This is a genomic window from Streptomyces sp. NPDC017448, assembly GCF_044330565.1.
In the GTDB taxonomy this organism is placed as follows: Bacteria; Actinomycetota; Actinomycetes; order Streptomycetales; family Streptomycetaceae; genus Streptomyces.
Window position 1 is genome coordinate 247,808 of the sequence record NZ_JBIRLM010000004.1, and the last position, 20,920, is coordinate 268,727.

The following is a 20,920-nucleotide window of genomic DNA, read 5'->3' on the forward strand; positions in this document are numbered from 1 at the left end:
TCGTGCCGTCATGCCTTCGTGGTGCATACACGCTGTAGAACCGTTATTCCCGTCTGTGACGCCGTGGAAGCCCGCGGTCGGCAGTGACGGCCGGACATGGCCGAGACACGTATCGGCCAGTGGTGCGGACGGCCGGTATCAGCCAGTGATACGGACGCCCGGCCGCTCCGGGCGGTCTGAGAGAATTGCCGTGTGATCTCTCGAATCGATCTGCGCGGTGACGCCCTCCCCGAGGGCGGAGCCCTGCGCGACCTGCTGCCCCGTGCCGAGTTCGACGTGGAAGCCGCCCTGGAGACGGTGCGGCCCATCTGCGAGGACGTACGCCATCGTGGTTCCGCGGCGGTGGTCGAGTGGGGAGAGAAGTTCGACGGTGTCCGGATCGCGTCGGTACGGGTGCCCGCCGAGGCCCTGACCCGCGCCCTGGCGGAGCTGGACCCGGCCGTCCGGGCGGCGCTGGAGGAGTCGATCCGCCGCGCCCGCCTGGTCCACCGCGCACAGCGCCGCACCACGCACACCACCCAGGTCGTCCCCGGCGGCTCGGTCACCGAGAAGTGGGTTCCCGTCGAGCGCGTCGGGCTCTACGTCCCCGGAGGCCGCTCGGTCTACCCCTCCTCCGTCGTGATGAACGTCGTCCCGGCCCAGGAGGCGGGCGTCGAGGGCGTCGCCGTCGCCTCCCCGCCGCAGAAGGACTTCGACGGCCTCCCGCACCCCACGATCCTCGCCGCCTGCGCCCTGCTCGGCGTCGACGAGGTGTACGCGGCGGGCGGCGCCCAGGCCGTCGCGATGTTCGCGTACGGCACCGAGGACTGCCCCCCGGTCAACCTGGTCACCGGCCCCGGCAACATCTACGTCGCCGCCGCCAAGCGCCTCCTCAAGGGCCGCGTCGGCATCGACGCCGAGGCCGGGCCCACCGAGATCGCGATCCTCGCGGACGCCACCGCCGACCCGGCGCACGTGGCCGCCGACCTGATCAGCCAGGCCGAGCACGACCCGATGGCCGCCGCCGTCCTGGTCACCGACTCCGAGGAGCTGGTCGCCGCCACCGAGGCGGAGCTGGCCGTGCAGGCCGCCGCCACCAAGCACCTCACCGACCGCGTCGAGCCCGCCCTCGCCGGCCGCCAGTCCGCGATCGTCCTGGTCTCCTCGATCGAGGACGGCCTCAAGGTCGTCGACGCCTACGGGGCCGAGCACCTGGAGATCCAGACCGCCGGCGCCGCCGCCGTCGCCGACCGGGTCCGCAACGCCGGGGCGATCTTCGTCGGCCCCTGGTCCCCGGTCTCCCTGGGCGACTACTGCGCCGGCTCCAACCACGTCCTGCCCACCGGCGGCTGCGCCTGCCACTCCTCGGGCCTGTCCGTGCAGTCCTTCCTGCGCGGCATCCACATCGTCGACTACACCCGCGACGCGCTCGCCGAGGTCACCCACCACGTCGTGGCCCTCGCCGAGGCGGAGGACCTCCCCGCCCACGGCGCCGCCCTCAAGGCACGTTTTGCCGAAGGCGAACTCGACGAACACCGTGGCTGGAAGGTCCCGCAGCAGTGACGAACGACCCCGCCCCCCGCAACGCCTGGGACGAGCTGCCCCTCCGCGACGAACTGCGCGGCCACTCCCCGTACGGAGCCCCCCAGCTCGACGTCCCCGTACGCCTCAACACCAACGAGAACCCCTACCCGCTCCCCGAGGCCCTGGTCGAGCGGATCGCCGAGCGCGTCCGCGAGGCCGCCCGCGGCCTCAACCGCTACCCCGACCGGGACGCCGTCGAACTCCGCACCGAGCTGGCCCGCTACCTCACCCGCACCGCCGGGCACGAGGTGACGGCCGCCCACGTCTGGGCCGCCAACGGCTCCAACGAGGTCCTCCAGCAACTGCTCCAGACCTTCGGCGGACCCGGCCGCACCGCGATCGGCTTCGAACCCTCGTACTCCATGCACGCCCTGATCTCCCGGGGTACCGGCACCGGCTGGATCTCCGGGCCGCGCAACGACGACTTCACCATCGACGTGGACGCCGCCCGCGCCGCCATCGCCGAGCACCGGCCCGAGGTCGTCTTCATCACCTCGCCCAACAACCCCACCGGCACCGCCGTCGAGGCCGAGACCGTCCTCGCCCTGTACGAGGCCGCACAGGCCGCCCGGCCCTCGATCGTCGTGGTGGACGAGGCGTACGGCGAGTTCAGCCACCACCCCTCGCTGCTCCCGCTGATCGAGGGCCGCCGCCACCTGGTCCTCTCCCGGACCATGTCCAAGGCGTTCGGCGCGGCGGGGCTCCGCCTCGGCTACCTCGCCGCCGACCCGGCCGTGGTCGACGCCGTCCAGCTGGTCCGGCTGCCCTACCACCTCTCCTCCGTCACCCAGGCCACCGCGCTCGCCGCCCTGGAGCACACCGATACGCTGCTGGGGTACGTCGCGCAGCTCAAGGGCGAGCGCGACCGGCTGGTGGCCGAGCTGCGCGCCATCGGCTACGAGGTCACCGAATCGGACGCCAACTTCGTCCAGTTCGGCCGCTTCGACGACAGCCACGCCGTCTGGCGGCAGATCCTCGACCGGGGCGTCCTGGTCCGGGACAACGGCGTACCGGGCTGGCTGCGGGTCACCGCCGGCACCCCGGAAGAGAACGACGCGTTCCTCGATGCGGTACGCGAACTGAAGAAGGAGCACGACGCATGAGCCCCCGCGTAGGCCGCGTGGAACGCACCACCAAGGAAACGTCCGTGCTCGTCGAGATCAACCTCGACGGCACCGGGAAGGTCGACGTCGCCACCGGGGTCGGCTTCTACGACCACATGCTCGACCAGCTCGGCCGCCACGGCCTCTTCGACCTCACGGTCAAGACCGAGGGCGACCTGCACATCGACAGCCACCACACCATCGAGGACACCGCCCTCGCGCTCGGCGCCGCCTTCAAGCAGGCCCTCGGCGACAAGGTCGGCATCTACCGCTTCGGCAACTGCACCGTCCCGCTGGACGAGTCGCTCGCCCAGGTCACCGTCGACCTCTCCGGCCGCCCCTACCTCGTGCACACCGAGCCCGAGAACATGGCCCCGATGATCGGCGCGTACGACACGACGATGACCCGGCACATCCTGGAGTCCTTCGTCGCCCAGGCGCAGATCGCCCTGCACGTCCACGTGCCGTACGGGCGCAACGCCCACCACATCGTCGAGTGCCAGTTCAAGGCGCTCGCCCGCGCCCTGCGCTACGCCAGCGAGCACGACCCGCGCGCCGCCGGCATCCTGCCCTCCACGAAGGGCGCCCTGTGAACGGCCTCAACACCATCCTGATCGTCGTCGGCCTCTTCCTGGCCGGCGGCGTCTACTCCTTCGCCAAGCAGGGGATGCCCAAGGGCGTCATCGTGCTGCTGTCGATCGGCTCCGTGATGTGCCTGGTGGCGGGCGTCCTGCGGATCCAGGGACTGTGGGACTGAGGGCCGGCACGTGATCAGCGAGTACGACAAGAAGGCCATGCCATGACCGACACCAAGAAGGTCGTCGTCTTCGACTACGGCTTCGGCAACGTCCGTTCCGCCGAGCGGGCCCTCGCCCGGGTCGGCGCGGACGTCGAGATCACCCGCGACTACGACCGCGCGATGGCCGCCGACGGGCTGCTCGTCCCCGGCGTCGGAGCGTTCGCCGCCTGTATGGAAGGGCTCAAGCGGGCCCGCGGCGACTGGATCGTCGGCCGCAGGCTCTCCGGCGGTCGCCCCGTCATGGGCGTCTGCGTCGGGATGCAGATCCTGTTCGAGCGCGGCGTCGAGCACGGCGTGGAGACCGAGGGCCTGGACGAATGGCCCGGCACGGTCGGCCCCCTCAAGGCCGACGTCGTCCCCCACATGGGGTGGAACACCGTCGAGGCCCCCGAGGACTCCCGGCTCTTCGCCGGTCTGGACGCCGACGCGCGCTACTACTTCGTGCACTCCTACGCGGCGCACGACTGGTCCCTCGAAGTCACCAACGCCAAGATCCGGGCCCCCCGGGTTACGTGGTCCACCTACGGCGAACGGTTCGTGGCCGCCGTCGAGAACGGCGCGCTGTGGGCCACCCAGTTCCACCCCGAGAAGTCCGGCGACGCCGGCGCCCAGCTGCTGACCAACTGGATCGAGACGCTGTAATGCCGAAGCTTGAACTGCTCCCCGCCGTCGACGTCCGCGACGGCCAGGCCGTCCGCCTCGTCCACGGCGAGTCCGGCTCCGAGACCTCCTACGGCTCCCCGCTGGAGGCCGCCCTCGCCTGGCAGAGCGCCGGCGCCGAGTGGCTGCACCTGGTGGACCTGGACGCCGCCTTTGGGACCGGGGACAACCGCGCCCTGATCGCCGAGGTCGCCGGGGCCATGGACATCAAGGTCGAGCTGTCCGGCGGCATCCGCGACGACGCCTCCCTCGCCGCCGCCCTCGCCACCGGCTGCCGCCGCGTCAACCTCGGCACCGCCGCCCTGGAGACCCCCGAGTGGGTCGCCAAGGTCATCGCCGAGCACGGCGACAAGATCGCCGTCGGCCTCGACGTCCGCGGCACCACCCTGCGCGGCCGGGGCTGGACCCGCGACGGCGGCGACCTGTACGAGACCCTGGCCCGTCTCGACTCCGAGGGGTGCGCCCGCTACGTCGTCACCGACATCGCCAAGGACGGCACCCTCCAGGGCCCCAACCTGGGCCTGCTGCGCGACGTCTGCGCCGCCACCGACCGGCCGGTGGTCGCCTCCGGCGGCGTCTCCTCGCTGGACGACCTCCGCGCGATCTCCCTCCTCGTCCCCGAGGGCGTCGAGGGCGCGATCGTCGGCAAGGCGCTGTACGCCAAGGCGTTCACGCTGGAAGAGGCGCTCAAGGCGGTCGCCGCATGAGCGAGGCCGCCCCTTCCGTACGCCGGATCTCCACCGGCGCGCCCTGGGAGGAGAAGTTTGGCTACTCGCGCGCCGTCGAACTCCCCAACGGGCTCGTCCTGGTGGCCGGCTGCACCTCCGTGGTCAACGGCGAGATCGCCGCGGGCTCCCCGTACGAGCAGGCCGTCACCTCCTTCGACGTGGCGTTCGCCGCGCTGGAGCAGGTGGGCCTCGGCCGCGAGGACGTCGTGCGCACCCGGATGTACCTCACGCACGCCCGGGACGTGGAGGAGGTCGGCCGCGCCCACAAGGAGCTGTTCGACGCCGTGCGCCCCGCCGCCTCCATGATCATCGTCTCCGGCTTCGTGGACCCGAGCCTGGTCGTCGAGGTCGAGGTCGAGGCGTACCGGGGAGGCGCGCGATGAGCCTCGCCGTACGCGTCATCCCCTGCCTGGACGTCGACGGCGGCCGGGTCGTCAAGGGCGTCAACTTCCAGAACCTGCGCGACGCGGGCGACCCCGTCGAGATGGCCAAGTTGTACGACGCCGAGGGCGCCGACGAGCTGACCTTCCTCGACATCACCGCCTCCAGCGGCGACCGCGAGACGACGTACGACGTGGTGCGCCGCACCGCCGAGCAGGTCTTCATCCCGCTCACCGTCGGCGGCGGCGTCCGCACCGCGGACGACGTCGACAAGCTGCTGCGCGCCGGGGCGGACAAGGTCGGCGTCAACACCGCCGCCATCGCCCGCCCCGACCTCATCCGCGAGATCGCCGAACGCTTCGGCCGCCAGGTCCTGGTGCTCTCCGTGGACGCCCGCCGCACCCCCCGGGGCACCTTCGAGGTCACCACGCACGGCGGCCGCGAGGGCACCGGCATCGACGCCGTCGAATGGGCCCACCGGGCCGCCGAACTGGGCGCGGGCGAGATCCTGCTCAACTCCATGGACGCGGACGGCACCAAGGACGGCTACGACACCGAGATGATCGAGGCGGTGCGCGGGCATGTCTCCGTCCCCCTCATCGCCTCCGGCGGCGCGGGCCGGCTCGCCGACTTCGCCCCGGCGATCGGGGCGGGGGCCGACGCGGTGCTCGCCGCCTCCGTCTTCCACTTCGGCGACCTGCGGATCTCCGAGGTCAAGGGCGCGCTGCGGGAGGCGGGCCACCCGGTCCGCTGAGCCGCGCCCGAGCCGTATCGGCGGTATCACCGGTCCACCGAGACCGGTGATACCGCCGATGCGCGTTCCCGGGGGGAGGGGTGAGAGTGGCGGGCACCGGCGAACGAACGCCGGCCGCCGCCACGTCGCGCGTCCCGAGCCCTTGGACGAGGGGCCGGAGGTCCGCGCGTGGTGTGGTCCGCCACCACCGAGAGGATCCCCCCGTGCAGCAGCGCCTCCCCTCCGGCACCCTCCCCCCGCGCCCCTCCCGCCCGAGCCGCTTCCGTACGGTGACGGGGCTGGCGACCGCCGGCGCGGCCACCGCCGGCCTCCTGATGACCGCCCTGGTCCCGGGCGCCCAGGCCGCCGACAACCCCTACGAGCGCGGTCCGGCCCCCACCAACGCCTCCATCGAGGCGAGCCGCGGTCCCTACGCCACCTCGCAGACCTCCGTCTCCTCCCTCGCCGTGAGCGGGTTCGGCGGCGGCACCATCCACTACCCGACCTCCACCGCCGACGGCACCTTCGGCGCGGTCGTCGTCTCGCCCGGCTTCACCGCCTACGAGTCCTCCATCGCCTGGCTCGGGCCGCGCCTGGCCTCCCAGGGCTTCGTGGTCTTCACCATCGACACCATCACCACCCTCGACCAGCCGGACAGCCGGGGCCGCCAACTCCTCGCCGCCCTGGACTACCTGACCCAGCGCAGCTCGGTACGGGGGCGGGTCGACGCCTCCCGGCTCGGGGTGATGGGCCACTCGATGGGCGGCGGCGGCAGCCTGGAGGCGGCGAAGAGCCGCACCTCGCTGAAGGCGGCGATCCCGCTGACCGGCTGGAACACCGACAAGACCTGGCCCGAACTGCGCACGCCCACCCTCGTGGTGGGGGCGGACGGCGACACGGTCGCCCCCGTCGCCACGCACTCCGAACCGTTCTACGAGTCGCTGCCCGGCTCGCTGGACAAGGCGTACCTGGAGCTGCGCGGCGCCTCGCACTTCACGCCCAACACCTCCAACACGACGATCGCGAAGTACAGCATCTCCTGGCTGAAGCGGTTCATCGACGACGACACCCGCTACGAGCAGTTCCTCTGCCCGCTGCCCCGGCCGAGCCTGACCATCGCGGAGTACCGGGGCACCTGCCCGCACACCGCGTAGGGTCTTTCGTCCGGGCGTCCGGGCGTCCGGGCGTCCGGGTATCCAGGCATCCAGGCGTTCGGGCGTCCGTGCCGGGCCCGCCCCCGCGAGCCCGGCACGGTCCGGACGAGAGGCCCGGCCCGGACCCCGCCCCCCCCTGCCGCGCTGTGCTCCCGCACAGGGCGGCAGGGCCCGTACTGGGCGCGCGCACCGCGCCGGGGCGTCCTCGCGCGGGGCCCTGCCGGGGCGCTTCCCGGCCCGCCGCCCCGACCGTACCGTGCCGGTGTGACCTCATCGACGACCGTGCGCACTCCGGGCCGGCTGTACGGCCGGGACGATGAACTCGCCGCCGTGCGGAGCTTGTTGGGCGCGGCGTGGCAGGGCGGTGGAGGAGCGCTCGTGCTGGCCGCGCCACCGGGCCTCGGCCGTACGGCCCTGCTGCGCGCGGCCGCCGACGCGCACCGGGACCGGGGCCCCGTGCTGTACGCGACCGCCGCCCGCGCGGGCCGGTCCGCGGCCGGTGAGGGGCCGGACGGACTGTTCGCCCCGCCGCCCGCCGACCCGTGCCCCGTCATCACGCCGGAGGCGCTGGCCGCCCGGCTGCGGGAGCCGTGCGCACCCGGCGGCGGGCGGCCCCTGCTGGTCTGCGCCGACGACGCGCACGCCTGGGACCGGGCGCCCCGGGCCACCCTGGCCTCCGCGGCCCACGGGGCGGGCGCGGCCGGCCGGACCGCCGTCCTGCTCACCACCGCCGACGGGGCCGGCCTCTTCGCCGGACTGCCCACGCTCCGCCTGGGGCCGCTGGACGCGGAGGCGGCCTCGGCGCTCCTGGACCGGCTCGCCCCGGGCGCCGGTACGGAAGGGCTCGACCCGGTCGTGCGCGCCGAACTCCTCCGTGAGGCGGCCGGAAACCCCTCTCTGCTCGTCGGGCTCACCGGCCGCCTCACCCCGGACGAGCTCGCCGGAAGGGCTCCGCTGCCCTACCCCCTGCCCGGCGGCGAAGCGGTCCTGGCCGCCCACGCCGAACGGCTCGACGGCCTCCCGGCCCCGGCCCGCACCCTGCTCCTGCTCGCCGCGGCGGCCCAGGAGCACGAGCCGGACGGCGCTGGGGCGGACGCCCTGCTCCTGCTGCGCGCGGGCGCCCGCCACGGGCTGCCCCCGGCCTTCCTGGACCGGGCGCTCTGCGGCCTCACCGGCACCGGGGGCCTCCTCCAACGTGCGGGCGACCGCGTCCACTTCGCCCACCGCCTGATCGCCCGCGCCGTACTCCGCCACGCCCCCCGGGCCCACCGCCGAGCCGCCCACGAACTGCTGGCGGCCCTGCTGACGGAGGCCGCGGACCCGACGGCCGGAGACTCCGCTCCCGGCCGGGCCCGGCCGGGCGGCGCCGGAAACCGGGGTTCCACGCACCCCGCCGGCGCCCGGCCCCCCGGGGAGGCCACCGGCGCCCGGACCTCCCGGGGGGCGGCCGGGCGGGAGCCGGGGGAGGCCGGCGCCCGGGGCCCCCGCGAGGCCGCCGCCTCAGGCCCGCCGGACGCCACGGCCCCCGCGGGCCTGCCGGACGGCCCCGCCCCCGCGCCGCTCGCCGCACTCCTCCAGCGGGCCTGTGCCGCGACGGGGCCGGACCCCGTGCTGGCCGCCCGGATCGAGGCGGTCGCCGCCTCCCCCCGGCCGCACGCCGAACGCTCCGCCGCCCTCGTCCGGGCCGCCCGGCTCTCCGCCGAACCGGCGCTGCGGGCGGCCCGGTTCGCCGCCGCGGCCGAGCAGGCGCGGCTGGCGGGCGACCCGGCCCTGGCCCGCGCCCTGCTGGCCAGGACCGGGCCCCGGGCGGCCGGTGCGGCGAACCCGGCGGGCGGGGCCTCGCGGGGGCCGGCCTCCTACGTCCACGGCATGCTCGCCCTGCGCACCGGGCCCGCCGCCGACGCCCGCGAAGCCCTGCTCGCCGCGGCCGAACTGCTCGGGCCCCACGATCCCCGGACGCCCGACGCCCTCCTCGGCGCGGCCGAGGCCGCCTGGGCGGCGGGGGACGCGCCCGGCTACCTCGACGCCCTCGACCGCCTCGCCCGCACCCCGCCGGAGGAGGGCCTGGAGGACTACCGGGCCGGTATGGCCGCCGTGCTCCGGGGCCGTACCGCCGAAGGCCACGCCCGGCTCCGCCGCTGCCTCGACCCCGCCGGGAGCCCCGCCGACGGCCCCGGCGGCACGGCCGGACTGCTGCGGGCCGGGGTCGCCGGGCTGGTGCTCGGGGACCTCGCCGCCGCCTGCCGCGCGGGGGCCCGGGCGCTCGCCGCCGTACGGACGCGGGGGCCCGACGCGCTGCTGCCCCAGGCGCTCGAACACCTCGCCTACGCCGAACTGCGGGCCGGGCGGCACGCCGGTGCGCGGGCCCACGCCTTGGAGGGGCTGCACGCCGCCCGTCGTGCGGGGCAGCCCAACAGCTCCGCCCAGCTGCACGCCGTCCTCGCTCTCGCCGCCTCGGTGGAGGGCCCCGCCGAGGCGTGCGCCGCGCACGCGGACGCCGCGCTGGCCGGGGCGGCGCCGAACGGGCTGGCCCAGGCCGCCACCCTCGCCACCTGGGCGCGGGCCCGCGCGGACCTGGCGTCCGGACGGCCCGGCGACGCGGCCGCCCGGCTCGCCCCCCTGGTCGGGGCGGGGCCGGGCCGGGGCCACTTCGCCGTACGGACGCTCGCCGTGCCCTGCTGGGTCGAGGCCGCGGTCCTGGGGGGACGGCTGCCGGATGACCCCGGCGACCTGCACGCCGCCGTCGACGCGTTCGCCTCCTGGGCCGCGCGCACCGCCGATCCGGGAGCCCCCGCCCAACTGGCCCGCTGCCGCGCCCTGCTGGCCCCCGCCGACGAGGCCGACGCCCGCTACGCCGAGGCCCTCGCCCACCACGGCCGGGCCGACGGAGACTTCGAGCGGGCCCGCACCCAGCTGCTGTACGGGCAGTGGCTGCGGCGCCGCCGGCGCACCCGGGAGGCGCGGGGGCCGCTGCGCGACGCCCTGGTGGCCTTCCAGCGCTGCTCGGCCCGGGCCTGGGCGGACCGGTCGGCCGGGGAGCTGCGGGCGGCGGGGGAGCCGGCCGGGAGCCCGCGGGGCACGGGCGGCGCGGGGGGCGAACCGCTGGCCGCGCTCACCCCGCAGCAGCAGCGCATCGCCCGCTGCGTCGCCGAGGGGGCCACCAACCGCGAGGTGGGGCTGCGCCTCTCGCTCAGCCCGCGTACGGTCGACCACCACCTCCGCAATGTCTTCGCCGCCCTCGGTATCCGCTCCCGTACCGAACTGGCCCGGCTGCTGCGCCCTTGAGCCGCCGGACGGCCGGGAGGTTGCCGGACCGTGATGACGAGTTCCGCGCAGGCCCTAGGTACCGACTGGGCGGTATGCCATTCTGCGGGCGTCAGGATCGTCTCACCGCGCTCGCGCCCGCCGGGTCGGGTGCGCCGTACGCCGGGCCCGCCCTTCGCGCGGCCGGCCGAATCCGGGTGGAGGCCGCCATGCCACAGGTCGTACGTTCGCGGATCGTCCCGCCGCACGGAAGGCCCCCGGCGCCCCAGGCGCCGGTGCCGCCGCTGCCGGAGCGCTTCCGGTCGCTGGCCGGCCGCGAGGCCGTCGAGGTGCTGCACCGCGCCGCCCGGGTCCTCGTCGCCTCGCTCCCGGCCCTCACCGACCGGCTCGTCGAGGCCCTGTACGCCCAGGAGCCCGGCTACCGGGCGGCGATCGACTCCGCCCGGGCCGAGGTCTGGCAGGAGGTGCACCACTCGCTGCGGCACAACGTGGGCTCACTGCTCCAGCCCCGGGAGTTCCGCGAGCCCGCCCACCGCACCTCCCGCTGGATCGGTGAGATCCGCGCCGAGCAGGGTGTGCCGCTCGACGCGGTCCTGCACGCCTTCCGGATGGGCGGCGCGATGGTCTGGCAGGGCCTCGTGGACGAGACCGCGCGCCGCGACGCCGACGACGTCCGGCTGCTCGTCCATGTCGCGGCCGACGTGTGGAACTTCGTCGACGAGCACTGCGGGATCGTCGCGGACGCCTACCGGCAGGCCGAGCGGCGGCTGAGCTGGCGGCGCGGGAACCGCCGGCGGCTCATGGTCGCCGCCCTGCTCGACGGGACCGCCCGGATCGCGGACCTCGCGGAGGCGTCCGCGATGCTGGGGCTGCCGGAGCAGGGCCGGTACGCGGTACTCGCCGTGGCCGCCGGGCCCGGCCGCGCAACGGCGCCCGCGGCCCCGGACGGACCGGGGGCCGCACGGGGCGGGCCGGGGAGCGGGCCGGGGGCCGCGCCGGGTGCAGCCCTCGGCCCGTCCGGCGCGGCGGACGGGTCCGGTTCCGCCGTCCGGCCTCCGCTCCCGCTGCCCGCCGCCGCGGGCGCCGCGCCGCTCTGGCACTCGGGCCCGGAGGCCGAATTCGCGATCCTGCCGCTGACGGGAGGGCCCGGCGAGCTGAGCGCGCTGGCCGCGGGGCTCGACGTACCGCCCGGTGTCCGGGCCGGGATCGGCTCGGCCGTCGAGGGGCTGGCCGCGCTCGGCGAGGCCCGGCGGCTGGCGGAGACCGCCCTGCGCGCCTGCCCCGCCTCCGGGGGCGCCGTCCTGCTCGACGAACACCTCCCGGACGCCCTGGTCGTCTCCTGTCCCGACCTCGCCGGGGCGCTCGCCGACCGGGTGCTGGGGCCGCTGGACCGGCTGGACCCCGCCGACCGCGACGTCATCGTGGAGACCCTCACCGCCTGGCTCGACGCGGACGGCTCGGCGCAGCGGGCGGGCGCGCGGCTCTACTGCCACCGCAACACCGTCCTCAACCGCCTCCGCCGCTTCGAACAGCTCACGGGCCGCTGCCTCACCCGCCCCCGGGACGCGGTCGAGATCTCCCTCGCCCTGGCCGCGCGGCGGCTGCGCGGCGCGTGAAGCGTGCCTCCCCGCGCCGAACCGTCCCGCCGGGCCGGGGCTACATCCCCAGCTCCGCCATCCGCAGCCGCTCCACCGCCGCCTCCTCGCCCTCCACCTGGACGTCCGCCGCGTCCTGCCGGCCGAAGGCGTACAGCAGCAGCTCGCCGGGCTCCCCGGTCACCGTCACCACCGGAATCCCCTTGTGCGCCACCGCCGTCCGGCCGTCCGGCCGGCGCAGCACCAGCCCCACCGGGGACCGGCGGCCCAGCAGCCGGGAGGTCTTCTCGGTGTGGGACCAGAGCACGTCGGAGAAGACCGGGTCGAGCTCGCGGCGCGACCAGTCCGGCTGGGCCCGGCGCACGTCCTCGGTGTGGATGAAGAACTCGACGGTGTTCGCCGCCTCGTCGATCTGCTTGAGGGACATCGGGGAGAACCGGGGCGGACCGGTCCGGATCAGCTGGATCAGCTCCTCGTACGGCTTCTCCGCGTACTCCGCCTGCACCCGCTCCAGCCGGGCCTTCAACGCCCCCACCAGCAGCCCGCCCGCCGCGTCCGCGCGGCGTTCGCGGACCACCACGTGGGCGGCCAGATCGCGGGTCTTCCAGCCGTCGCACAGGGTCGGAGCCCCGGGACCGGCCGCTTCCAACAGATCGGCGAGCAGAAGACGTTCACGCTTCGCATGGGTCGACATGTCCGCCAGCGTACGACCGCCACCCGGCGTCCGCCCAGTGGACGCCGGCCCGGACGGCGTCCGCGGCCACGGCACAATGGGCCCATGACGAGCACGCCCGGCGCCACGCCGCCCGCCAGCAGCCTCGACCCCGCCGTCGCCGCCCGCCTCAAGCGCGGCGCGGACGGTCTGATCCCGGCCATCGCCCAGCAGTACGACACCGGCGAGGTGCTGATGCTCGGCTGGATGGACGACGAGGCGCTGCACCGCACCCTCACCACCGGCCGCTGCACCTACTGGTCGCGCAGCCGCCGGGAGTACTGGGTCAAGGGCGACACCTCCGGCCACGTCCAGCACGTGAAGTCCGTCGCCCTGGACTGCGACGCCGACACCGTGCTGGTCAGGGTCGACCAGACCGGCGCCGCCTGCCACACCGGCGACCGCACCTGTTTCGACGCCGACGTCCTGCCCCTCCTCGACCGCTAAGGTCCGGCCATGGATCTCGACACCTTCCGCAAGCTGGCCGTCGACCGGCGTGTCGTCCCCGTCAGCCGCCGCCTCCTCGCGGACGGCGACACCCCGGTCGGCCTCTACCGCAAGCTGGCCGCCGAACGCCCCGGCACCTTCCTCCTGGAGTCCGCCGAGAACGGCCGGACCTGGTCGCGCTACTCGTTCATCGGCGTCCGCAGCGCCGCCACCCTCACCGCCCGCGACGGCGAGGCCCACTGGCTCGGCGCGGCACCCGTCGGCGTCCCCCTCGGCGGCGACCCGCTGGAGGCGCTGCGCGCCACCGTCGAGACCCTGCACACCCCGCGCGACCTGGTGAGCGACCTGGGCCTGCCGCCGTTCACCGGCGGCATGGTCGGCTACCTCGGCTACGACGTCGTCCGCCGCCTGGAGAAGATCGGCGAGCACGGCGGCGACGACCTGGAGCTGCCCGAGCTGACCATGCTCCTCACCTCGGACCTCGCCGTCCTCGACCACCGGAACGGCGCCGTCCTGCTGATCGCCAACGCGATCAACCACAACGACCTCGACACCGGCGTCGACGAGGCGTACGCGGACGCCGTAGCCCGCCTCGACGCCATGGAACGGGACCTGCGCCGCCCGGTCGAGAACGCCCCCGCCGTCCTGCCCCCCTCCGAACTGCCCCCGTACACCGCGCGGTGGGGCGGCGACGCCTACCAGGACGCCGTCGTCGACATCAAGGAGCGCATCCGGGCGGGCGAGGCGTTCCAGGTCGTCCCCTCCCAGCGGTTCGAGACCCCGTGCACCGCGAGCGCCCTGGACGTCTACCGGGTGCTGCGGGCCACCAACCCGTCCCCGTACATGTACCTCTTCCGCTTCGACGGGTTCGACGTCGTCGGCTCCAGCCCCGAGGCCCTGGTCAAGGTCGAGGACGGCCGGGCCATGGTCCACCCCATCGCCGGCACCCGGCACCGGGGCGCCACCCCGCAGGAGGACCAGGCGCTCGCCGAGGAGCTGCTCGCCGACCCCAAGGAGCGCGCCGAGCACCTGATGCTCGTCGACCTCGGCCGCAACGACCTGGGGCGGGTCTGCGAACCGGGCAGCGTCGAGGTCGTCGACTTCATGTCGATCGAGCGCTACTCCCACGTGATGCACATCGTCTCCACCGTCACCGGCCGGGTCACCGAGGACCGCACTGCCTTCGACGTGCTCACCGCCTGCTTCCCCGCGGGCACCCTCTCCGGGGCCCCCAAGCCGCGCGCCATGCAGATCATCGAGGAGCTGGAGCCGAGCCGCCGCGGACTGTACGGGGGCTGCGTCGGCTACCTCGACTTCGCCGGTGACTCCGACACCGCCATCGCCATCCGGACCGCCCTCCTCCGCGACGGCACCGCGTACGTGCAGGCCGGGGCCGGGGTCGTCGCCGACTCCGACCCGGCCGCCGAGGACACCGAGTGCCGCAACAAGGCGGCGGCCGTGCTCCGCGCCGTCCATACGGCCAACCGGCTCCACGACCGCTGAACCGGTAGGGGATAGTGGAAGGCGTGAGTGCTGCCCCCGTACCCCCGCCCCGAACCGCCGACCCCGCCCCCGGCGCCGCGTCCGACCCGGCGGGGAGCCGCCGCAGCCTCGCGGCCGCCCTGCTCCTCGGGGCGGCCGGCTCGACCGTCGTCCTCCTCGCCTCCGGGCAGACCTGGGTCGAGGGCTCCGCGGCCACCGGCGGCGGAGCCCTCCCGCTCTCCCTGGACGGCCGGGACGTCACCGGCGTCCCGGCGGCCCTCGCCGTCGTCGGCCTCGCCGCCCTCGTCGCCGTCTTCGCCGTACGCGGCGCGGGCCGCCTGATCGTGGCCGCCCTGCTCGCCCTCAGCGGCCTCGGAGCCGCCGTCAGCGCGTGGATCGGAGCGTCCGACCGCTCGGCCCTCGACGAGGAGGCCGCCAGGGCCACCGGGGACACGGCGGCCGCCATCGACGCCCTCGGCCACACCGGCTGGCCCTACGTCACGGCGGTCGGCGGCGTGCTGATCCTGCTGGCCGGGCTCCTCGCCCTGCGCTACGGCGCCCGCTGGCCCGCCATGTCCGGGAAGTACGAGCGCGACGGCACCCCGCGCCCCGGCAGGGCGGCCCGCACGGCCCCCGACCCGGACCGCCCCGAGGACCTGTGGAAGGCCCTGGACCGGGGCGAGGACCCGACGCGCGGGTGACCCCAGGCTCACCCCCCGCCGCCCCGTACGGGACAATGGAAGCGAGCCGTCCCCCGGGCGGCGGCCACACGTACCAGCGTCACCCACGGCGCAACACCAACGAGGAGCAACTCATGGCGGGCACGAGCCACGGACACACCCCGGCCGCCTGGACCGGTGTCATCATCTCGTTCATCGGCTTCTGCGTCGCAGGCGTCTTCATGGTCGCGGCCAACCCGCTCGGCTTCTGGGTCGGTATCGCCGTGATCTTCGCCGGTGGCCTCGTGGGCCTCGCCATGAAGGCGGCCGGCCTCGGCATGCCGAAGGAGTCGGCCGAGATGGTCGAGGCCCGGGCGCGCGCCGGACAGGCGCAGGCCTCCCACTGACCCGGCCGCCGGCCCGTCCCGGCGACCGACACGCGGAAAGGCGCGGCCCCCGGCGGGCTGCGCCTTTCCGCGTCGTCGGGGACAATCGGCGGGTGGACGCCTCGCCGACCCCCTCAGCAGCCCAGCCGGACCCCGACGCCGCCCCGCGGCCGGGGGCCGGCCCCGACCCGGCCCGCCCGGAGGCCGTCCCGCCGGGCCCCGGCTCCGGGAACATGCCGCTCACGGTCTGCCCGACCCCGGAGGCGGCCCCCCACGCCGCGTCGGACCGGCAGCCCCCGTACACCGGCCCCGCCCCGTACGCCGCCGGCTTCCCGCAGGGCCGGCCGGCCGCGCCGCCGGCGCACCCCTCCCGCCTCCGCCGCCTCGCCGTCCCGGCGGGCATCCTCGCGGCGGTCGCCGGGGCCTTCGCGTACGTCGGCGCCGTGGATCCCAACGAGGCCGGGCACTACCCCGTCTGCCCGCTGCTCAGGCTGACCGGAATCCTCTGCCCCGGCTGCGGGGGGCTGCGCAGCGCCCACGCCTTCGTCACCGGCGATCTCGGCGCGGCGTTCTCCGCCAACGCGATCGCCACCGTCGGCTACTTCCTCTTCGCCGCCGTCTGGGCCCTGTGGCTGGTACGCGCCTGGCGCGGCCGCCCCCTGAGGATCGGCCTCGCCCCCGCCCACTGGTGGGCCGTGGGAGCCGTCCTGGCGGTCTTCACCGTCGTCCGGAATCTGCCGTTCGGCTCGGCACTGGCCCCCTGAAACGGCCGGGCCGGCCCTCCCCGGTGCCCAGGTAGTGGGACGGGGCGTGGCCGGATGCGGGCCCCGGGCCCGGCTGCGGATACCATCGGTACGGCTGATCCTGTTCCCTCATCACCGTTCCGGAAGGGGGCCGCTCGCGTGAGTGTGCTCGACGAGATCATCGACGGCGTTCGCGCCGACCTCGCGGAGCGGCAGGCGCGCGTCAGCCTCGACGAGCTGAAGGAGCGCGCCGCGCGCGCCCCCCAGGCCAAGGACGGAGTCGCCGCCCTGCGCGGCGAGGGCGTCACCGTCATCTGCGAGGTCAAGCGCTCCTCCCCGTCCAAGGGGGCCCTGGCCGCCATCGCGGACCCCGCCGCGCTCGCCGCGGACTACGAGGCGGGCGGCGCGTCCGTCATCTCGGTCCTCACCGAGGAGCGCCGCTTCGGCGGCTCGCTGGCCGACCTGGAGGCCGTCCGCGCCAAGGTCGACGTCCCGGTCCTGCGCAAGGACTTCATCGTCACCTCGTACCAGCTGTGGGAGGCCCGCGCCCACGGCGCCGACCTCGCCCTGCTGATCGTCGCCGCCCTCGACCAGGAGGCCCTGGTCTCCCTGATCGAGCGGGCCGAGTCGATCGGGCTCACCCCGCTCGTCGAGGCGCACGACGAGGAGGAGGCGGAGCGCGCCGTGGAGGCCGGAGCCAGGATCATCGGCGTCAACGCGCGCAACCTGAAGGACCTCAAGGTCGACCGCTCCACCTTCGAGCGCGTCGCCCCCGAGATCCCCGACCACATCGTCAAGGTGGCCGAGTCCGGCGTCCGGGGCCCGCACGACCTGATCGCGTACGCCAACGCCGGCGCCGACGCCGTCCTGGTCGGCGAGTCCCTGGTCACCGGCCGCGACCCGCGCGCCGCCGTCGCCGACCTGGTCGCCGCCGGCGCCCACCCGGCGCTCCGCCACGGCCGCGGCTGACCCGGAGCGCCCGGCCGTGCCCCACCGTCCCCCGCACCGCACCCGGCCGGGCCTCGGCCCCGCCGGGGCCCCGGCCCGGGATCCGCACGCCCCGCTGGCGCGCGGGTGCCGGCCGCGCGGCTGCCGCGCCCCCGCCCGGCGCGTGCTCGGCCGGCGCGTGCGGTACGTCATCGGGGACGAGCCCGGCCAGGTCAACGGCATGCGATGGCGCCCCGGGACCGCGCTGTAGCGAGCCCCGGCCGACGTACCGCACCACCCCCGTCCCCTCTCGTACGTACGACCGCACCGCCGTGACCGCAGACCGGTCGCGGCGGCGCCCGCTGCCCGGCGCATACGGTGAACCCACCCGTTGCCATGCCAAGGAGCACGTCGCATGTCGTCCGACTTCTTCATCCCGGACCCCGAGGGTCTGATCCCCAGCGCCGAGGGCTACTTCGGTGCGTACGGCGGCAAGTTCATCCCGGAGGCGCTCGTCGCCGCCGTGGACGAGGTCGCCGTCGAGTACGACAAGGCCAAGGCCGACCCCGCCTTCGCCGCCGAACTCGACGAGCTGATGGTGAACTACACCGGCCGCCCCAGCGCGCTGACCGAGGTCCCGCGCTTCGCCGGACACGCGGGCGGCGCCCGGGTCTTCCTCAAGCGCGAGGACCTCAACCACACCGGCTCGCACAAGATCAACAACGTGCTGGGCCAGGCGCTCCTCACCAAGCGCATGGGCAAGACCCGGGTCATCGCCGAGACCGGAGCCGGACAGCACGGCGTGGCCACCGCGACCGCCTGCGCCCTCTTCGGCCTCGACTGCACCATCTACATGGGCGAGGTCGACACGCAGCGCCAGGCGCTCAACGTCGCCCGGATGCGGATGCTCGGCGCCGAGGTCGTCGCCGTGAAGTCCGGCTCGCGGACCCTGAAGGACGCCATCAACGAGGCGTTCCGCGACTGGGTCGCCAACGTGGACCGCACGCACTACCTCTTCGGCACGGTCGCGGGCCCGCACCCCTTCCCGGCGATGGTCCGCGACTTCCACCGCGTCATCGGCGTCGAGGCCCGCCGCCAGCTCCTGGAGCGCACCGGCCGCCTCCCGGACGCGGCGGTCGCCTGCGTCGGCGGCGGCTCCAACGCCATCGGCCTCTTCCACGCCTTCATCCCCGACGCCGGCGTCCGGCTGATCGGCTGCGAACCCGCCGGGCACGGGGTGGAGACCGGCGAGCACGCGGCCACCCTCACGGCCGGGGAGCCCGGCATCCTGCACGGCTCGCGCTCCTACGTCCTCCAGGACGACGAGGGCCAGATCACCGAGCCGTACTCCATCTCGGCCGGTCTGGACTACCCGGGCATCGGCCCCGAGCACTCCTACCTCAAGGACGTCGGACGCGGCGAGTACCGCGCGGTCACCGACGACGCGGCCATGCGGGCCCTGCGCCTGCTCTCCCGCACCGAGGGCATCATCCCGGCCATCGAGAGCGCCCACGCGCTCGCCGGGGCCCTGGAGCTCGGCGAGGAGCTGGGCCCGGACGGGCTGATCCTGGTCAACCTGTCCGGCCGCGGCGACAAGGACATGGACACCGCCGCCCGCTACTTCGGGCTCTACGACACCGACGCCGCCGTCGAGGCGGACGCCGACAGCGACCGCGCCGAGATCGAGGGGGACGCCACGTGAGCGGCAACATCGAGCTGTTGAACACCACCCTCGCCGGTGCGAAGGCGGCGGACCGGGCGGCGCTCATCGCCTACCTCCCGGCCGGCTTCCCGACCGTGGACGGCGGCATCGAGGCGGTCAAGGCCGTCGTCGCGGGCGGCGCCGACATCGTCGAGGTCGGGCTCCCGCACAGCGACCCCGTCCTCGACGGACCGGTCATCCAGACCGCCGACGACATCGCCCTGCGCGGCGGCGTCCGGATCGCCGACGTGATGCGCACGGTCCGCGAGGCGCACGAGGCCACCGGCGTCCCGATCCTCGTCATGACGTACTGGAACCCCATCGACCGCTACGGCGTGGAGCGGTTCACCGCCGAGCTGGCGGAGGCGGGCGGCGCCGGGTGCATCCTGCCCGACCTGCCGGTCCAGGAGTCCGCGCTGTGGCGCGAGCACGCCGAGAAGCACGGGCTGGCCACCGTCTTCGTCGTCGCCCCCAGCAGCCGGGACGCCCGCCTCGCCACCATCACGGCGGCCGGCAGCGGCTTCGTCTACGCCGCGTCCCTGATGGGCGTCACCGGCACCCGCGCCTCCGTGGGAGCCCAGGCCCGGAACCTGGTGGAGCGCACCCGCGCCACCACCGCCCTCCCGGTCTGCGTCGGCCTCGGCGTCTCCAACGCGGCGCAGGCCGCCGAGGTCGCCGGGTTCGCGGACGGCGTGATCGTCGGATCGGCGTTCGTCAAGGCCATGCTGGACGCCCCGGACGAGGCCGCCGGCCTCGCCGCCGTCCGCTCCCTCGCGGGCGAACTGGCCGAAGGCGTTCGAAAGCGCTGACCCCTCGCATCACCCGAACGGATGGATTGTGGGCCGGGGAGGCGCGTACGCGCCTCCCCGGTTCGTTCCCCCGGTGTGAGCGACAAGATCCCTGAGGGAAACAGAAGCGCGCGTGAGCGCCTGGCCCAGCAGCGCGAGCAGGAGAAGGGGCGCGAGAAGCGCCGCCGGACGCTGATCGTCGTCTCGGCGGTGGTCGGGGTGCTCGGCCTGGCCGCCGTGGTCGGCCTGATCGCGGCCAACGTCGGCAAGGACGGCGGCGGCGACACCGCCTCCGGGCCCGCCATCGCCCCCTCGGGGGCGTCCGGCGAGGACGCCCTGACCCTGCCGGTCGGCGCGGCCGACGCCCCGTCCACCCTCACGATCTGGGAGGACTTCCGCTGCCCGGTCTGCGCCCAGTTCGAGAACGCGCTGCGGGACACCGTCACGGAGCTGGTGAACGACGGACAGGTCAAGGTGGAGTACCACCTGGCCACGATCATCGACGGCAACCTCGGCGGCTCCGGTTCGCTGCGCGCCGCCAACGCCGCCGCCTGCGCCCAGGACGCCGGAAAGTTCGCGCCCTACCACGACGTCCTCTTCAGCAACCAGCCGCCCGAGCCGGACGATGCCTACGGGAAGAACAGCCGGCTGATCGAGCTGGCGGGGAAGGTCCAGGGGCTCGACACGCCGGAGTTCCGCAGCTGTGTGGAGGACGGCGACCACGACAGCTGGGTGAAGAAGTCCGACACGGCCTTCCGCGAGGGCGGCTTCCAGGGCACGCCGACCGTGCTGCTCAACGGGGAGTCGGTCTTCCCGGCCAAGGACGGGGAGCAGATCTCCCCGGCGGCCCTGAAGAAGTGGGTCCTCGCGGCCAACAAGGGCAAGAAGCCGGGAACGGCCGCCCCGGCCGCCCCCTCGGAGGGGACGGCCACGGCCGACGGGTCCGCGGCCCCGTCCCCGTCGGGCGGCGGGGCGTCCGCCCCCGCCGCCCCGTCGTCGGCCGCCGGTTCCTGACCGGGCCGGGGGCTCCGTCCGCCCGGGCCCCGGGCCCGCCCACGAGGCGGTCCTCGTTACCCAGACGTTGCCGGGTGGCT

General features: G+C 75.3%; 22 protein-coding genes. 21 read left to right on the forward strand and 1 reads right to left on the reverse strand.

Annotated elements, in window-relative coordinates; genetic code table 11:
• Nucleotides 1-192: 192 nt before the first annotated feature.
• The 11 genes from hisD to ACH4K1_RS10165 all read left to right on the forward strand — a co-directional run bounded on the left by hisD (nt 193) and on the right by ACH4K1_RS10165 (nt 12,001).
• Nucleotides 193-1,542 carry a histidinol dehydrogenase gene (gene hisD / locus ACH4K1_RS10115; protein ID WP_398088236.1) on the forward strand — a complete coding sequence of 450 codons (1,350 nt, stop codon included), beginning with the start codon at nt 193-195 and terminating at the stop codon, nt 1,540-1,542.
• Nucleotides 1,539-2,666, forward strand: coding sequence for a histidinol-phosphate transaminase (locus ACH4K1_RS10120; protein WP_398088238.1), 1,128 nt, complete (start codon nt 1,539-1,541; stop codon nt 2,664-2,666). Before hisD ends, ACH4K1_RS10120 begins: the two co-directional genes overlap by 4 nt.
• Complete coding sequence (gene hisB / locus ACH4K1_RS10125; RefSeq protein WP_398088240.1) at nt 2,663-3,259, forward strand: imidazoleglycerol-phosphate dehydratase HisB; 597 nt, start codon at nt 2,663-2,665, stop codon at nt 3,257-3,259. Before ACH4K1_RS10120 ends, hisB begins: the two co-directional genes overlap by 4 nt.
• Nucleotides 3,256-3,423, forward strand: a complete 168-nt coding sequence (locus ACH4K1_RS10130; RefSeq protein WP_228993231.1) for a hypothetical protein — start codon at nt 3,256-3,258, stop codon at nt 3,421-3,423. The genes hisB and ACH4K1_RS10130 overlap by 4 nt, the downstream gene beginning before the upstream one ends.
• Before the next feature lie 42 nt (nt 3,424-3,465).
• Nucleotides 3,466-4,107 carry an imidazole glycerol phosphate synthase subunit HisH gene (gene hisH / locus ACH4K1_RS10135; RefSeq protein ID WP_073769310.1) on the forward strand — a complete coding sequence of 214 codons (642 nt, stop codon included), beginning with the start codon at nt 3,466-3,468 and terminating at the stop codon, nt 4,105-4,107.
• Nucleotides 4,107-4,832 (forward strand): bifunctional 1-(5-phosphoribosyl)-5-((5-phosphoribosylamino)methylideneamino)imidazole-4-carboxamide isomerase/phosphoribosylanthranilate isomerase PriA, encoded by a 726-nt coding sequence (gene priA / locus ACH4K1_RS10140; protein WP_073769309.1) that lies wholly within the window; start codon nt 4,107-4,109, stop codon nt 4,830-4,832. The genes hisH and priA overlap by 1 nt, the downstream gene beginning before the upstream one ends.
• Nucleotides 4,829-5,236, forward strand: a complete 408-nt coding sequence (locus ACH4K1_RS10145; protein WP_398088242.1) for a RidA family protein — start codon at nt 4,829-4,831, stop codon at nt 5,234-5,236. Before priA ends, ACH4K1_RS10145 begins: the two co-directional genes overlap by 4 nt.
• A complete protein-coding gene (gene hisF, locus ACH4K1_RS10150; RefSeq protein WP_398088244.1) occupies nt 5,233-5,988 on the forward strand; it encodes an imidazole glycerol phosphate synthase subunit HisF in 756 nt (251 codons plus the stop codon). The genes ACH4K1_RS10145 and hisF overlap by 4 nt, the downstream gene beginning before the upstream one ends.
• A 203-nt stretch (nt 5,989-6,191) precedes the next feature.
• Nucleotides 6,192-7,121 carry an alpha/beta hydrolase gene (locus ACH4K1_RS10155; protein ID WP_398088245.1) on the forward strand — a complete coding sequence of 310 codons (930 nt, stop codon included), beginning with the start codon at nt 6,192-6,194 and terminating at the stop codon, nt 7,119-7,121.
• A 264-nt stretch (nt 7,122-7,385) separates the two neighbouring features.
• Nucleotides 7,386-10,406 (forward strand): LuxR C-terminal-related transcriptional regulator, encoded by a 3,021-nt coding sequence (locus ACH4K1_RS10160; protein WP_398088247.1) that lies wholly within the window; start codon nt 7,386-7,388, stop codon nt 10,404-10,406.
• A 188-nt stretch (nt 10,407-10,594) separates the two neighbouring features.
• Entirely contained in the window at nt 10,595-12,001 is a 1,407-nt protein-coding gene (locus tag ACH4K1_RS10165) for a PucR family transcriptional regulator (protein ID WP_398088249.1), read from the forward strand.
• Between the two features lie 40 nt (nt 12,002-12,041).
• On the opposite strand, the gene ACH4K1_RS10170 is transcribed toward ACH4K1_RS10165, so the two are convergent.
• Entirely contained in the window at nt 12,042-12,674 is a 633-nt protein-coding gene (locus ACH4K1_RS10170; protein WP_398088250.1) for a TIGR03085 family metal-binding protein, read from the reverse strand.
• Between the two features lie 84 nt (nt 12,675-12,758).
• Here ACH4K1_RS10170 and hisI point away from each other — a divergent pair, with 84 nt between their 5' ends.
• From hisI to ACH4K1_RS10220, 10 genes are all read left to right on the forward strand, one after another.
• Nucleotides 12,759-13,139 carry a phosphoribosyl-AMP cyclohydrolase gene (gene hisI, locus ACH4K1_RS10175; RefSeq protein WP_228993220.1) on the forward strand — a complete coding sequence of 127 codons (381 nt, stop codon included), beginning with the start codon at nt 12,759-12,761 and terminating at the stop codon, nt 13,137-13,139.
• 9 nt (nt 13,140-13,148) lie between these two features.
• Nucleotides 13,149-14,642 carry an anthranilate synthase component I gene (locus ACH4K1_RS10180; RefSeq protein WP_398088252.1) on the forward strand — a complete coding sequence of 498 codons (1,494 nt, stop codon included), beginning with the start codon at nt 13,149-13,151 and terminating at the stop codon, nt 14,640-14,642.
• A gap of 14 nt (nt 14,643-14,656) precedes the next feature.
• The gene (locus ACH4K1_RS10185; RefSeq protein WP_398088253.1) at nt 14,657-15,322 is read left to right on the forward strand and encodes a TIGR02234 family membrane protein; all 666 of its coding nucleotides are present in this window, start codon (nt 14,657-14,659) and stop codon (nt 15,320-15,322) included.
• A gap of 113 nt (nt 15,323-15,435) precedes the next feature.
• Entirely contained in the window at nt 15,436-15,687 is a 252-nt protein-coding gene (locus ACH4K1_RS10190; protein WP_398088255.1) for an HGxxPAAW family protein, read from the forward strand.
• 92 nt (nt 15,688-15,779) lie between these two features.
• On the forward strand, nt 15,780-16,430 hold the full coding sequence (locus tag ACH4K1_RS10195; protein ID WP_398088257.1) for a DUF2752 domain-containing protein: 651 nt from the start codon (nt 15,780-15,782) through the stop codon (nt 16,428-16,430).
• 138 nt (nt 16,431-16,568) lie between these two features.
• Nucleotides 16,569-17,378: an indole-3-glycerol phosphate synthase TrpC gene (trpC, locus tag ACH4K1_RS10200; RefSeq protein WP_398088259.1), complete on the forward strand. Its 810-nt coding sequence runs from the start codon at nt 16,569-16,571 to the stop codon at nt 17,376-17,378.
• A 16-nt stretch (nt 17,379-17,394) separates the two neighbouring features.
• A complete protein-coding gene (gene trpM / locus ACH4K1_RS10205; protein ID WP_398088260.1) occupies nt 17,395-17,607 on the forward strand; it encodes a tryptophan biosynthesis modulator TrpM in 213 nt (70 codons plus the stop codon).
• A 144-nt stretch (nt 17,608-17,751) separates the two neighbouring features.
• The gene (trpB, locus tag ACH4K1_RS10210) at nt 17,752-19,038 is read left to right on the forward strand and encodes a tryptophan synthase subunit beta (protein ID WP_398088262.1); all 1,287 of its coding nucleotides are present in this window, start codon (nt 17,752-17,754) and stop codon (nt 19,036-19,038) included.
• Complete coding sequence (trpA, locus tag ACH4K1_RS10215; protein ID WP_398088264.1) at nt 19,035-19,847, forward strand: tryptophan synthase subunit alpha; 813 nt, start codon at nt 19,035-19,037, stop codon at nt 19,845-19,847. The genes trpB and trpA overlap by 4 nt, the downstream gene beginning before the upstream one ends.
• A 75-nt stretch (nt 19,848-19,922) precedes the next feature.
• On the forward strand, nt 19,923-20,840 hold the full coding sequence (locus ACH4K1_RS10220) for a thioredoxin domain-containing protein (protein ID WP_398088265.1): 918 nt from the start codon (nt 19,923-19,925) through the stop codon (nt 20,838-20,840).
• The last annotated feature ends 80 nt before the right edge of the window (nt 20,841-20,920 follow it).